This is a genomic window from Streptomyces sp. NPDC085596 (genome assembly GCF_044541565.1).
In the GTDB taxonomy this organism is placed as follows: Bacteria; Actinomycetota; Actinomycetes; order Streptomycetales; family Streptomycetaceae; genus Streptomyces.
The window spans coordinates 534910-547970 of record NZ_JBITTC010000002.1; the positions used below are offsets into that span (position 1 = coordinate 534910).

General features: G+C 73.8%; 11 protein-coding genes. 1 reads left to right on the top strand and 10 read right to left on the bottom strand.

Translation table 11 applies throughout. From position 1 onward, the window contains the following. Window positions 1-25 precede the first annotated feature (25 nt). Entirely contained in the window at window positions 26-1480 is a 1455-nt protein-coding gene (locus tag ACIGA3_RS08065) for a protein phosphatase 2C domain-containing protein (RefSeq protein WP_399711666.1), read from the bottom strand. Between the two features lie 147 nt (window positions 1481-1627). On the opposite strand from ACIGA3_RS08065, the gene ACIGA3_RS08070 reads away from it, so the two are divergent. Then, window positions 1628-2110 (top strand): DUF456 domain-containing protein, encoded by a 483-nt coding sequence (locus ACIGA3_RS08070; protein ID WP_399711667.1) that lies wholly within the window; start codon window positions 1628-1630, stop codon window positions 2108-2110. A gap of 42 nt (window positions 2111-2152) precedes the next feature. Here ACIGA3_RS08070 and ACIGA3_RS08075 read toward each other — a convergent pair whose 3' ends face one another. From ACIGA3_RS08075 to ACIGA3_RS08115, 9 genes are all read right to left on the bottom strand, one after another. Continuing rightward, complete coding sequence (locus ACIGA3_RS08075; RefSeq protein WP_399711669.1) at window positions 2153-3334, bottom strand: GDSL-type esterase/lipase family protein; 1182 nt, start codon at window positions 3332-3334, stop codon at window positions 2153-2155. A gap of 118 nt (window positions 3335-3452) precedes the next feature. Next, a complete protein-coding gene (locus ACIGA3_RS08080) occupies window positions 3453-3947 on the bottom strand; it encodes a methylated-DNA--[protein]-cysteine S-methyltransferase (RefSeq protein WP_399712502.1) in 495 nt (164 codons plus the stop codon). Between the two features lie 8 nt (window positions 3948-3955). Next, window positions 3956-5347 carry a bifunctional transcriptional activator/DNA repair enzyme AdaA gene (locus tag ACIGA3_RS08085; RefSeq protein WP_399711671.1) on the bottom strand — a complete coding sequence of 464 codons (1392 nt, stop codon included), beginning with the start codon at window positions 5345-5347 and terminating at the stop codon, window positions 3956-3958. A gap of 73 nt (window positions 5348-5420) precedes the next feature. Beyond that, window positions 5421-6515 (bottom strand): ribosome small subunit-dependent GTPase A, encoded by a 1095-nt coding sequence (gene rsgA / locus ACIGA3_RS08090; RefSeq protein ID WP_399712504.1) that lies wholly within the window; start codon window positions 6513-6515, stop codon window positions 5421-5423. 250 nt (window positions 6516-6765) lie between these two features. Beyond that, a complete protein-coding gene (locus ACIGA3_RS08095; RefSeq protein ID WP_399711673.1) occupies window positions 6766-7275 on the bottom strand; it encodes a hypothetical protein in 510 nt (169 codons plus the stop codon). Beyond that, the gene (locus ACIGA3_RS08100) at window positions 7272-7820 is read right to left on the bottom strand and encodes an SMI1/KNR4 family protein (protein WP_399711675.1); all 549 of its coding nucleotides are present in this window, start codon (window positions 7818-7820) and stop codon (window positions 7272-7274) included. The genes ACIGA3_RS08095 and ACIGA3_RS08100 overlap by 4 nt, the downstream gene beginning before the upstream one ends. Before the next feature lie 92 nt (window positions 7821-7912). Then, window positions 7913-9883, bottom strand: coding sequence for a PE-PGRS family protein (locus ACIGA3_RS08105; RefSeq protein ID WP_399711677.1), 1971 nt, complete (start codon window positions 9881-9883; stop codon window positions 7913-7915). A 38-nt stretch (window positions 9884-9921) separates the two neighbouring features. Beyond that, window positions 9922-11382, bottom strand: coding sequence for a cellulose binding domain-containing protein (locus tag ACIGA3_RS08110; RefSeq protein WP_399711679.1), 1461 nt, complete (start codon window positions 11380-11382; stop codon window positions 9922-9924). 236 nt (window positions 11383-11618) lie between these two features. Next, the gene (locus tag ACIGA3_RS08115) at window positions 11619-12938 is read right to left on the bottom strand and encodes a radical SAM protein (protein ID WP_399711681.1); all 1320 of its coding nucleotides are present in this window, start codon (window positions 12936-12938) and stop codon (window positions 11619-11621) included. Between the last annotated feature and the right edge of the window lie 123 nt (window positions 12939-13061).

Sequence of the window (13061 nt, forward strand, 5' to 3'; positions counted from 1 at the left end):
TCCCATCAAGTCACAGGGGGCCCGGTTACGCCTCCCAAACGGCGGCGGCCGTACGGTCGTCGGCGTACCCCTTCACCCGTGTCTGGGTGTCCCCGAGGAACGCGGCGAGGCCGGGCGCGGCGGCACGCGACCAGCGGCGGCCGAGGAACGCGCGCAGGGCCGCCTCCCCGCGCAGCGGGTCCGCGAGGCCGGAGGTGCACATCATCAGCACGTCACCCGGCCGGGCTATGGCGGCCCGGAACCGGAACGGCACCTGCGGCGGCTCCGCGGGTGCGACGACGGGCTCGTACGGGCTCGGCGGGACCGGGATGCCGAGGTCCAGGGTGAGGCGGTCGCCGTCCGGGGTCTCGGCGGGAAGGGCGCCGGGCGGGGCGGGGCCGTCGCCCGGTCCGCCCGGTTCGATGTCCAGCCACTCCCCGTCCCGCAGCCGGAACAGCCCGCCCTCCCCCGCGCCGAAGAACACGCGGGTGCGGCAGTCGGGGTCGGCGGGCAGCAGCAGGCAGCGCAGGCTCGCGGTGTGCTCCTCGGGGCCTAGGTCCCGTTCGGCGGCGTCGGCGCGGAGCTTGCCGAGGGTGCGGTCGGTGAGACGGTTCAGCCCGGACTTGAGGTCGCCGCGCCGGCCCGCCCGCAGATCCTCGACCAGCCGTTCGTGGCTGCGCCCCACCGCCTGTCCGATCCACCGGCACGCCTCGGCGGCCATCCGGTGCGCGCCGGGGGCGGCCCGTGCGCCGGTGGCCATGGCCACGAGGACGAGGGCCTGTTCGCCCGCGCCGAAGCGTGCGGTGAGCAGGGCGTCCCGCCGTGCCTCGCCCCGGTAGCGCGCGGAGTCCCCGCGCAGCGAGACGGCCCGCAGGGTGCTCGCTCCGTACCGGGCGCCCTCCAGCACGGTGTCGGACACCAGCTCGCCGAGCTGATCGGGGTCGGCGGCTGGCAGCGCGGTCGGTTCGGGGGCGTAGGTGGGGGGCCGGGGGCCGACCCAGTCGGGGGTGGGAGGCGTGGTCGGCGTGAAGTGGGCGACGCCGGTGACGACGGGGCCTCGCGGAGTGCCGTCGGCGGGGCTCTGCGCCGGTTCAGGTGGGGGCGCGGGCCAGCCCGGCATGGGCGGGACGGCAGGCGGGCGCGCGGCCGGGGTGTCCGGGGCGTCGGTGGGCGTCTGCTCACCTGCCCGCTGGGCGGGGAAGGGCGGCGTGTCCCGGACCTGGTCACCGGCTCGCTGGGCCGGGAGCGGCAGCGGACCCGGCTCGGCTCTGGAAGGCGGGGGCTCGGGTGTCTCCCGCTCGGGCGGCCCGCCGGGGCTTCCCTCCGGTTGACCCGCCTGCCCGCTCCCCTGCCCGGTCACCGTCGCCCGCTTCGCCGAGGCGTAGCGGTCGTCCAGGGAATCCGGGGCCGGTGTGGGGCCCGTGTCGTCGGCCGCTTCGTCGTAGAGCTGCCCCCACCAGTCGTCGTCCCGGCGAGTGGGCCCGCCCCCCTGCTGACTCATGCCGGTAATTGTCACCACGCGGGCGGCGCGGAAACGGGGCATCGGGAAAATCGGGCTCCCTCGCCCGCCTCGCACAGCGCATCGGGGGACAGGGCGAACGGCCGTACGAGATCTGCGGTTCCGTCCGGGCTCGGGCACGCTGGGCAGATGGGAGCGTGGGAACTCCTGCTGGTCGGCCTGGTGATCGCGCTCGGCCTCTGCGGAGTGCTGGTGCCCGGTGTGCCGGGGGCGTGGCTGGTGTGGGCCGGGGTCCTGTGGTGGGCGCTGACGAACCCGGCCGGCCTCACCTGGGCGGTCCTGGTCGGCGCCACCGTGGTCCTGCTGCTGGCGCAGGTCGTGCGCTGGGCACTGCCCGCGCGCCAGCTTCGGGCGAGCGGCGCGACACCCCGGATGGCGGTGTACGCGGGTGCCGGCGCGGTTCTCGGGTTCGTACTGCTGCCGGTGGTGGGCGCGCTGCCCGGCTTCATGGGCGGGATCTACCTGGCCGAGCGGCTGCGGCTCGGCCGGCACGGCGAGGCGATGGCCGCGCTGCGCACGGCGATGCGCTCGGGCGGCTCCAGCGTGTTCACGGAGCTGTTCGCCTGTCTGCTGATCGCGGCCGGGTGGCTGAGCGCGGTGCTGTGGGGCTGAGCGCGGCCGGGTGGCTGAGCGCGGTGCTGTGGGGCTGACCGCTCACCGCAGGACGCGGCTGACGCGGTCGGCGACCGCCCGCATCCCCGCGTCGTTGAAGTGCAGATGGTCGCCGGGGTCGTAGCGCGGCAGCAGGCGTACGGGGTCGGCGGGGTCGCGCAGCGCGGCGTCCGCGTCGGCGACCGCGTCGAAGGCGCCGCCGGTGCGGATGAAGTCGTTGACCCCCTGCCGTACGGCCTCGCGGGCCGCCGTGTGCGCCGGGTGGCCGCCGTACGGGGTGAGGGTGACGCCCACGACCCGGATGTGCCGGGCGTGGGCGCGGGCGACGAGGGTGCGGTAGGCGTCGGCGTAGGCGCTCACGTCGGCGGCGGTGGGGCTGCCGTTGATGTCGTTGACGCCCTCGAACACGACGAGGACGCGGGCTCCGGCGCGGTCCAGTGCGTCGGGGTCCAGGCGGGCGAGGGCGCTCGGGCCGGTGCGGTCGCGCAGGAGGCGGTTGCCGCCGATGCCCGCGTTGAGGACGCCGAGGCGGCGGTGGCGTTCGGCGAGCAGGTCGGGCCAGCGGTGGTTGGCGTCGTGGGTGGAGCCCGTGCCGTCGGTGAGCGAGTCGCCGAAGGCGACGACGCTGCCGGTGGCGGAGCCGCGTACGTCGACGCCGGCGACGTAGTACCAGTTGCTGATCGGGGTGCGGTACGCGGAACCGTCCTCGTCGGCCGCGTGACCGGCGCCGACGAGGGCGACCCAGCTGGTCTGGAGGGCGGTGCCGTGCTGGGTGGCGGGGCCGGAGTCGTCCGGGGTGAGGACGGTGACCAGGAGGTCGGCGGCGGCCGGGACGGTGAGCCGGACGGGGTCGGTGAGAAGGTCACGGCCGGGCGGGACGGTGGCGGTCGGCGCGTGGTGGAAGGTGGCGGTGCGCAGGGTGCCGGGTGCGGCGTCCGGGCCCTTGCCGTGCCGGAGGGCGACGGTGACCGCGCCGAGGTGGAGCGGGGCGGTGCCGAGCCGGTTGGTGATGCGTACGCGCAGTTCGTGCCCGCCGACGCTGAGGTGGACGACGTTGCGGATCGCGGCGCCGGGCAGGGCGGGGGCGGTGCCGGAGGGGGCGGCCTCCCAGGTGCCGGTCCAGGGCTGGTGCCCCGCGGCGGCCCAGGCGGGGGCCGGGGTCAGTACGAGGAGGAGGGCCGCGAGGAACCGTACGACGTGGCCGAACCGTGCGACGTAGCCCATGTCCGCCCCTTTCCCACGGGCCCGTCCGCGTGTCCGGGCCGCCGGAGGCGACGGTGCCACACGCGGCGGCCGGGGGCGGGGCGCCCTCACCGGAGGCCCACCCGCTCGGCCCAGCCGGCTACGCGCTGCCCAGCACCCCCTCCAGGCGCAGCAGCCACATCTTCCGTTCCAGTCCGCCCGCGTACCCGGTCATGGTGCCGTTGGCCCCGATGACCCGGTGGCAGGCGCGGACGACCAGCAGGGGGTTGGCGCCCAGCGCGCCGCCGACCGCGCGGATCGCGGCGCGCGGGGCGCCGACCTCGGCCGCGATCGCGCCGTAGGTGGTGGTGGCCCCGTAGGGGACGGCGTCCAGGGCGGCCCATACGCGCTCGCGGAACTCGGTGCCCCTTACGCGGGTGGGCAGGTCGAACTCCTCGAGGTCTCCGGCGAAGTAGGCGGTGAGCTGCTGGGTGGCTTCCCGGAAGGGTCCGGCGTCGTGCCGCCAGCCTTCCTGGACGGTACGGCCGCCCTTCTGGCCGGGCACGGATACCGAGGTCAGCGCGCCGTCCGCGTCGGCGGTGAGCAGCAGGGGGCCGACCGGGGAGGCCAGTTCGGTCCAGTAGGGGTTGTCCATGATCGCCATTACTCGGTCAGCTCCTCGGCGACCCGTAGGTGTTGTACGGCGTAGGACCGCCAGGGCCGCCAGGCTTCGGGCAGGTCCGTACCGGGTGGGGTGACGTCCGGGTCGCCGAGCACGCGCGCCCTCAGGGCGGCGACGGCGGCCGGGGTGACGCCGGGCAGCTCGCTCAGGGCGCGCCGGGCCTCGTCCCGGTCGGCGCCGGGGTCGAGGCGCAGATGGCCGTCCGCGAGGGCGGCGGCGAGCGTGCCGAGCGGGGTCCCGGCCTCCGCCTCGGCGAGGACGGCGGGCTCGGGGAAGAGGTGCGTGAGGCTGCCGCTGGGCGCGTCGAGCGCCTTGCCGTACCGGCGTACGAGCCGTTCCACCGCCTCGGGCGCGCCGGTCAGGACGCGGGCGGCGATCTCCAGCGGGTCGACGGCGCCGGGTGAGCGCAGTCCGGGCCGGGCGGCGACCAGCGGGGCGAGCCGGGGGTCGGCGGCGAGGCGGGCGTCGACGGCGTAGGGGTCGGCGTCGAGGTCGTACAGCCGGCGCAGCCGGTGCACGGCGGTGGTGAGGTCGCGGGGGTCGGTGGGCAGCAGACGGGCGTCGAGCCAGCCACCGGGCCGGGTGCCGCCGCGCGGCTCGGGGGTGTGGGCGCGCTCGTGGACGGCGGCGACGCCGGTGCCGTACGGCAGCCGCAGGGTGCGCCGGTGGACGCGGGCGCCAGGGGTGCCGGTCACCTCCTCGACGCCGGGTACGGCCTCGCGCGCGAGCAGGTCGAAGACGGCGCCGGTCTGGTAGGGGCCACGGTGGGCGAGCCGCAGCGGGATGCCGGTGCCGGGGGCGCTCCGGCGGGAGCGCGGGGCGGCGTCGCGCACCTCGGTCGGGGTGTGGGCGTACACCTCGCGGATGGTGTCGTTGAACTGCCGGATGCTGCGGAAACCGGACGCGAACGCGATCTCGGTGACCGGGAGTTCGGTGGTCCGCAGCAGGGTCCGCGCGGTGTGGGCGCGCTGGGCGCGGGCGAGCGCCACGGGTCCGGCGCCGACCTCGCCGGTGAGCTGGCGCTGCACCTGCCGGGGGCTGTAGCCGAGGCGGGCGGCGAGGCCGGTGACGCCCTCCCGGTCGACGACGCCGTCCGCGATCAGCCGCATGGCCCGGCCGACGACGTCCGCGCGGACGTTCCACTCGGCCGAGCCCGGCACGGCGTCCGGCCGGCAGCGGCGGCAGGCCCGGAAGCCGGAGCCCTGGGCGGCGGCGGCCGTGCGGAAGAACCGTACGTTGCACCGCTTCGGGGTCACCGCGGGGCAGCTGGGGCGGCAGTAGATGCCGGTGGTCCGGACGGCGAAGAAGAAGACGCCGTCGAACCGCCCGTCGCGGCTGCGCACCGCCTCGTACCTGCTGTCATCGTCCGTCATGCGTCCAGTGTCGGACGTCGGAGGGGGGCCGGGCCAGCGGAAAACGGACATGCAGCCCGGCCCCCTCTTCTGGTCAGGCCCAGCGACCCCGCTTGGCCTGCATCGCGGCCCGGCCCTCGGCTCCCTTGCGCTTCCAGTCCTTGCGGATCTCGGCGCGCAGGCGGGCGTCGGTCTTGGCGACGATCCACTGGTTCTCGCGGACCAGCTTGCGGTAGCTCTCCAGCCGTCGGACGGGCAGCTCGCCCAAGGCCACGGCGGCGGCGACCGCGCAGCCGGGCTCGGACTCGTGGGAGCAGTCGTGGAACCGGCAGCGCGCCGCCAGCTCCTCGATCTCGGAGAACACCTGCCCGACCCCGCTCTCGGCGTCGTACAGGCCGACGCCGCGCAGTCCGGGGGTGTCGATGAGCACGCCCCCGCCGGTCAGCGGCAGCAGGTTGCGGGTGGTCGTGGTGTGCCGGCCCTTGCCGTCCACGTCCCGCGCGGCCCGGACGTCCATCACGTCCGCGCCGACGAGCGCGTTGGCCAGCGTGGACTTGCCCGCACCGGACTGCCCGAGCAGCACGGCGGTACCCGTACCGATCAGGGCCCGGAGCACGTCCAGCCCGTCGCCGTGCAGCGCGCTGACGGTCAGCACGGGCACACCGGGCGCGGCGGTCCCGACGTCCTGCACGAGGTGCGCGAGCGTCGCCGGATCGGGCACCAGGTCGGCCTTGGACAGCACCACCACCGGCTGCGCCCCGGACTCCCACGCCAGCGCCAGAAACCGTTCGGCCCGCCCGAGGTCGAGTTCGACGGCGAGCGACACGGCGACGACGGCGTGATCGACGTTGGCGGCGAGAATCTGCCCGTCGGACCGCTTGGACGAGGTGGACCGTACGAACGCGGTCCGGCGGGGCAGGTAGGCGCGGACGTACCGGGGGCTGGCCCCCTCGGGGTCGACGGCGGCCCAGTCGCCCGTGCACACGACCTTCATCGGGTCACGCGGGACGACGAACTCGGTGTCGGCACGGACAGTGCCGCCCGGCGTCACGACATCGCACAGGCCGCGGTCGACGCGTACGACGCGGCCGGCTACGAGGCCCTGGTCGGCATAGGGGGCGAACGCCGTCTCCCAGTCGGCATCCCAGCCGTACGGCACGAGCGGATGCGAGGAGGACGACGGACTCATGGGGGTGGAGAGAGACAAGGGGTGACCCTTCGAAGGGTGGCCCCGGCACACGCGCGTCGGCGCGGAAGGAGAGAGGTCAGCCGGAAGCCACGGAGGTGACAAGGATGAACGTCCGGATGCGCACAGCACCCACCACAGAGACAGCCATCGGTCACACCTCCTGGATCACACCGAACCACCACGACAACTCGACGAGCCGCCGCGCGAACACGGACGACACTAGAGGCAACGGGCAGCGGGCACCAACGAATTAATCCCCCGCTCGACCCGCCGTGCCGGTCGCCGTCCATCGCTTGATCACGGCGGGGGCGCTGTGGGGGGCCGGCCAGATCCGGAGGTGTACCTGCTCCATGCCCTCGGGGTCGTCGTACCCCTCCTCGTCCGGCAGGCGGACGTTCGCAAGGTTCGTCCGCGACGCACGGACCCGTACGAAGCCCTCGGGGACTTCGAAGCGCGCGGCGTCCGGTAGGTAGTCCGTGCAGCCCAGAACCGCGACGCGGCCGGTAGGCACCTCGATGCTCGCTTCCACCACGTGGTCGAAGGCGTCACTGTCGTCACCCGGCGGACGGTCGAGCAGTTCGACCGTCACCGTGACGTCCATGTCGACCGCGGTGCCGATGCCGAGCGTCCGCCGCGATACGGCGAGTCCGTCCGACACCGCCTCCTGCGTCCACGCCTCCCCCAGATCGTCCTCGGCGTCCTCGTCCATCACGTGCAACTGGAAGTAGTCCGCGAACAGCCGCAGTTGTGTGGTCGTCACCGGCCGGCACCCGCTGCGAGGCGGCGGGCGGCGTCGGGCCAGGGCGTGGGTTCCGGCCCGTCCTCGTCCATCATGACCTCCTCCTCCCACCAGCCGGTCCCGTCGAGCCAGGAGGTCAGCCACCGGGCCACGGACGGGGAGTCCAGGAACCACGCGTCGGCCCAGTCGTCGGGGCCGGCGTTGGGCTCGAAGAGGAGGACGGGAGCGTCGGGGGCGAGGCAGTCGACAGCGGCGTACATGCCGCAGCCCCAGTCCAGGATCGGCAGCACGCCCCGCGGCCAGTATGCCGGGCGAGAGTCGCGGAGCGGCCCGTACTCTGCCACGGCGGTCCGCCCGTCGCCGACAAGCGGCAGCAGCGTGCAGTCGGGGCCGAAGCCGCCGTTGGCGACCTGGAGGTACAGAAGGCGGAGCAGCGGCGGCAGGCTGAAGCCGAGCACCTGCTCGGCGTCGGCGACGTCCTGTTCGCCGAGGCACGGGGCAAGGCCCCCTGTCTGCTGCTCGGCACGGTCACGCACGCGCCGCAGGAGCTCGGACGGATTGTTCACGCGACTGCCTCTTCGCTGGTGAGATGCCGGACGGCCGCGGCACGACCTCGGACAGGCCGACCATAGCCGTGGGCACCGACAACGCGTCGTGGCTACCGGTCCAGCAGATGGTGCATGACGGTCTCGGGGATCGCGGGGTTGGCGGCGGAGGCGAGCGCGGTCGTGGCGTCGTGCAGGAGGGTGGTCAGGACGCGGGTGGGGAGGCGCGGGTCGGCGGCGGCCTGGTCCCGTATGGCGTGGTGGGGGTCGTCGAGCATGCGGATCACGGACGCGATGGACAGGCGCCGGTCGCGCAGGGCGCACCAGCGGACGCCCGAGTCCGCGTCCCGGCTGAACCGTTCCACCAGCTCGGTGGTCGCCCGCGGATCGAGGAGGGCGAGCTTGCGGGTGCGGGGGTCGGGGTCGTCCGCGAAGCGGAGGGTCCCCTGCCGGGGGAAGTTGGGGTGCTCGATCATTCTTGCGGCCGAGTAGCCGTTCCAGGTCCGCACCATCTCCAGCAGGAGGTCCGCCGGGGCCTGGTCGCAGTGTTCGGCCAGGAAGAGCCGGACGACCCAGTCCTCGTCGTGTGCCAACAGGTCGACCACGTCGGGCGGCAGGTTGGACGCGCACGCGGTGCTGCGGCGGAGCATGACGTGCGCGGAGGTGGCACAGCGCCGCATGGCCTCCTCGTCGTCCTCCAGGTCCCGGACCCACGGGAGCGGGTGGCAGCGGGCGCTGGGATCGAACTCGACGGCCACGCGTACACGTTCCGCCTCCGTGAGGTCCGGGCGGATGGACACCAGCCAGCGGACGCCGGGGTCCGGGTCCTGGCCCAGCAGGGCCACGAGGTCGGTGTCCAGATGAAGATTCTGGGCTGCGGCGCTGCGCAGGGCTGTCTCGCCCCCGTGGACCAGCTCCTCGGCCAGCTCACGGGTGAGGACACAGGTACGCGCCGCGCGTTCCCGCTGGGCATCACCGGGGAGTGCGGCGAAGTCGACCTCTGCGAGCGGGGTGGAACAGTGGTGCAGCAGCACGGCTTCGGCTCGCACCCCGGGGTCCGGGTCCGCGCGCAGGGCCGTCCGCGCCGGAGGAGTCAGGTGAGTCCAGGCGCGCGGGGCGGCCGCCTTGCGTACCACGGGGTCCAGGTCGGCGGCGAGCGCGGTGAGGTGCCGCACCGGCAGGTCGCGATGAGCGACCAGTTCGGCACGCACGTGCGGGCTGGGGTCGGCGGCGAGCTGGGCGAAGGTCTCCGCGGTGAACGCCGGGTGCTGGTACACCACGCTGGTGAGCAGCCCCCACCGGTGGCGCGGATCGGGATCGCGGAAGAGTGCGGCGCTCTGTTCGGGTTTGAGCGGCCGCTCCGCCAACTCCCGGCGTACCCGCCACTCGGGATGCCCGACCCAGGCCGTGATCATGTCCTCGGGCAGTTCCCGATAACGGAGCCGGGACGAGAGCCGCTCCTCGGGACCGACGTCGAGGAGACGGCACAGCACGGCCGCGGAGGCGGCAGGGTTCGCGGCCAGCCCCTCGCGCCATGCGCCCCGCAGCCGGGCCGAGGGGGCCGTCCGTCGCAGGACGAAGTCCCAGCCGGCCTCCCGCTTTCCCGGCATCTCCACCGCATGCTCCCGTGCCGACGCCTCCAGCCAGTCGGTGAACGGCGCTATGGCGACGATCCAGACCTCGTACTCCTCACAGGTGGCGCCCAGGACGCTCTCCCCGTCCAGGGACATCGTCACGAATTCCGGCTGACCCGCTCTGGGGCCGGGGAGACCGGCCAGATCCCACTGCTCCCCCAGCCGCACCCTGGTCCAGCAAGTACAGCCTTGATCGGCGACGTTGATCAGGAACTCCCCGTCCCCGTTCACCACGCCGCGCTCGACGGCGAGCCGGTACCACTGCCGGTTCAGCTCGGCGACCAGGTCGGGGTGGTCGTCCGGCACCGTGAGCGTGGGCTCCGTACTCGCCGCGATCACGGGGCGCCAGGCAGCCCGCGAGTGACGCACGTCGGAGACCCTGCCGTCCCCGACCTTCTCCAGGCCGGCGCCGTGGAGCAGTTCATGCAGTTCACCATGGTCACCCGTCATGTCGGCCATCATCCCTCACGGCCGGTGGCCGGCTTCGGTCAACCGCTCGCGCACGCCTCCCCGTTGAGCCGGAACCCCCTCGGCGTCCCGTTCCCCCCGTCCCGCGTCCCCACGAACCCGAACGCGATCGTCCCGTGGGCGGCGACCTCGCGGTTGTAGCTCTTGGCCTCCGCCGTGACCTCCGCGCCTCTCTGGTGCGGGGTGGCGTCCCAGGTCTGGCCGATGTGCTGGCCGTCGGGGAAGGTCCAGGCGAGCTGCCAGCCGGACAGGGGCTCGTCGGTGGTGATGTGGAGGCTGGCCTGGAAGCCGTCGCTCCACTCGTCGTCCAGGTGGTAGGAGACCTGGCAGGTGGGGGGAGCGCTCGGGGCGGTGGCGGGGGCTTGGGAGGGGGTCGCGGAGGGCTTGCGGGAGGGGTGCTGGGACTTCCGCCAGGTGGGGCTCGGCTTCGGGGGTGCGGGGACCGGGAGGGTGCGGGTGGTGGCCGGGGCCGCCGAGCGGGAGGGGGCCGGGGTGGGGTGGGGGGTGTCGGGGGCGGCGATCGGCTTCTGGTCGTCGCGGGCGGACACGTCGCCGTCGTCCGAGGTGCCGAACGGCATCAGGGAGACGCCCAGGGCGACCGCCGACAGCAGGCCGGCCGCCGCCAGGAGGCTGCGGCGCAGTACGCGGCCGCGGCTCGCTTCGTCGTCCACTCGCGTCCCCGGTCCTGAGGCCGTGCCCACGCCGAGGCGGACCTCGGCGGCGCGGCGGCGGCGTTCCAGGTAGGCGAGGGCGCCCCAGCCGATGACGCCCCCGGCGAGCGCGGCGGGGATTCCGCCGCCGTGCAGGCGGAGGCAGGCCGCGGCCTCGGCGCAGGGGACGCAGGTGGCGAGGTGACGGGAGAGGTCCTCGGGGGTCTCGGCGCCGGGCGAGCGGGTGACGGCGTCCAGCAGGCGGGCGTAGCTGCGGCACTCGGCGTCCAGCGGGGTGTCGCGGTGGGCGCGGTGGCAGCGGTCGTGGAACAGGGCGCGGACCTGGTCGAGTTCGGCGGCCGTGGTCAGCGGGTCCAGGCCGAGGCGGCGGGCGACGGTGGGCAGCGGGAGCGCCTCCACCTCGGCGAGCCAGAGCAGCGTGGCGTCGGCCTCCGGCATGTCCCTCAGGCCGCGCAGCGCGACAGGGCGGCCCAGCGGTGGGCCGGTGTAGCGGGCGGCGGCCTCGGAGTTGAGCCAGAGGCGGAGGTAGGGGTCGAGCTTGTGGCCCTTGCCCGCGCTCTCCCAGCCGGCCACCGTGTCCCGTACGGCGGTGAGGAGTTGGGGGATGACCGGCAGCCGGGTGGTGCGGCCGCGTACGGCGCTCCGCGCGGCCCTCAGTTCACGCATCCCCAACGTGAAGGCTTCGTCGGCCAGTTGGTGTGCCGTTCCCGCTCCCGCCGTGCACAGGTCCGCGTAGGAGAGGACTGCGTCCCAGCACTCTGCGAACAACGCGGCCTCGGCGGCGTCCTGAGGGGGCGACAGATCGGGCATCGGTCTCCAGCGTCCACGAGCGAGGGGCAACTCATCGAAACAGTGATGGAGTTGGGGGCCTCGCGGGGGCAGGAGCCTTTCACGCCGCCGCCGGGCTGACAAGCGGGTCAGGCGGATCGGGTGAGCCACTCGCCGCCCGGCATGACCATGCGTCGAACCGCCGCGCGCCCGCCACTCCGTCCAGGGGTACGGCAGCGGGCGCCCACCGGTTCAATACGTCGGTGACACGGGCCGGTTCAGACCTCCACCCGCTCCTCCGCGGAGAGGCTGTCCATGAAGGAGCTGACGGAGAAGACCGCGTTGCCGGGGCCGGGCGGGCCGTAGCCGGGCGGGTAGGAGAGGCCGAAGTCGTCCATGGTGTTGCGGTACGCCTCCAGCAGCCGGATGTGGTACTCCAGCGGCGCGCCCTGCGGGTTGGCCTTGCCGAGCGGGGTGGTGGGCTCGGGGCACCAGGTGGTGAAGCGGGGCGTGATGCCGTGCGACATGAAGAAGCGCAGGCCCTCGGTGGTGGAGGCGATGGCCTCGTCGACGCTGGTGAAGCCGAAGGGCTCGGCCATCTCCACGCCCGCCACGAAGTTGGGGATCACATTGCGCGCGCCGAACACGTCGGCGGATTCCAGGATGCGCTTGTGCCACTCGTCGCGGCCGACGTACCGCTCCTTGCCGGGGCAGAACATCTTGAACAGGTACTCGTCCCACACCTCGAAGTTGGGGTGGTAGATCTGCACGCCGTAGTCCTTGAAGCGCTGCACGTCCGCCTTGGGCAGCGCCTGGGCGACGACCTTGCCGATCCAGCGGCCCGGGAAGTGCTCCTCGATGGCCTTGGCGTACCGCCCGTAGAAGTCGGCCTCGTCCAGTCCCTGGACCTTCGTCGTGATCGCGCCGCCCGTGAGCGTGTACGCGGTGGAGATCTTGGCGGTGTCGTACTTGTCGATGATCTCCAGCGCCTCGAGGACCTCGTCGACGTCCTTCACACCTGTGTACGGTCGGCCCGCCGCCTTGTGCTGGCGCCAGTTGTGGTTGATGTCGCAGTACTGGCACTCCTCCTTGGCGCCGAAGTACTGGCAGACGCGGAACGCGGTCAGATAGATCAGGTAGCCCCACTGGATGGTCGGGGCCACCTCCATGACCGACTTCCCGTTGGAGAGCTTGTGCCGGTAGTACTCCGGCATCGGCGGCACGCCGACGTCGGAGATCCGCTTGCCGTCGAGGTAGAGGCCGAGCTGGCCGTGCTCGTCGGCGGCGACCCGGTAGGGGGAGGCGGGGTTCACCCGTACGGAGACGACCGTACGGCGCAGGTCGTACGGGCCGCCGGTGAGGATGATCTCCTCCGGGGGCCTGCGCAGCGCGGCCTCACCCAGCTCGGGCAGGGTGCCGTGGTCGAAGGAGAAGATGAAGTACGACTTCGGCTTGACCTCGCCGTCCTCGTTGTCGCTGAGCGCCGAGGGGTCGAAGGCGACTCCGCCCCGGAGCAGGTCCTCCTTGAAAACGGCTTCCCGTGGCACATGCGGGAACCGCTCCATCAGATCTTCGACCAGCGCGGTGCGGCTGCCCATCCCTGTCTCCTCCCGGCTCACATGTACATCTCTCACCGTATGCCCCCACTTCCCGGCAAGCCCTCCCGGGGGGCTGTGAGCCGCGCGACGTGTTGCCGCCGGGCGATCTTCCACGGCCTGGGT

What these genes read in the sequence shown, in the direction of transcription:
- ACIGA3_RS08115 (WP_399711681.1), bottom strand. Translation starts at nt 12,938, where the DNA reads ATGGGCAGCCGCACCGCGCTGGTCGAAGATCTGATGGAGCGGTTCCCG.
- ACIGA3_RS08070 (WP_399711667.1), top strand. Translation starts at nt 1,628, where the DNA reads ATGGGAGCGTGGGAACTCCTGCTGGTCGGCCTGGTGATCGCGCTCGGC.
- ACIGA3_RS08080 (WP_399712502.1), bottom strand. Translation starts at nt 3,947, where the DNA reads ATGGACAACCCCTACTGGACCGAACTGGCCTCCCCGGTCGGCCCCCTG.
- ACIGA3_RS08065 (WP_399711666.1), bottom strand. Translation starts at nt 1,480, where the DNA reads ATGAGTCAGCAGGGGGGCGGGCCCACTCGCCGGGACGACGACTGGTGG.
- rsgA (WP_399712504.1), bottom strand. Translation starts at nt 6,515, where the DNA reads ATGAGTCCGTCGTCCTCCTCGCATCCGCTCGTGCCGTACGGCTGGGAT.
- ACIGA3_RS08085 (WP_399711671.1), bottom strand. Translation starts at nt 5,347, where the DNA reads ATGACGGACGATGACAGCAGGTACGAGGCGGTGCGCAGCCGCGACGGG.
- ACIGA3_RS08075 (WP_399711669.1), bottom strand. Translation starts at nt 3,334, where the DNA reads ATGGGCTACGTCGCACGGTTCGGCCACGTCGTACGGTTCCTCGCGGCC.
- ACIGA3_RS08110 (WP_399711679.1), bottom strand. Translation starts at nt 11,382, where the DNA reads ATGCCCGATCTGTCGCCCCCTCAGGACGCCGCCGAGGCCGCGTTGTTC.
- ACIGA3_RS08105 (WP_399711677.1), bottom strand. Translation starts at nt 9,883, where the DNA reads ATGACGGGTGACCATGGTGAACTGCATGAACTGCTCCACGGCGCCGGC.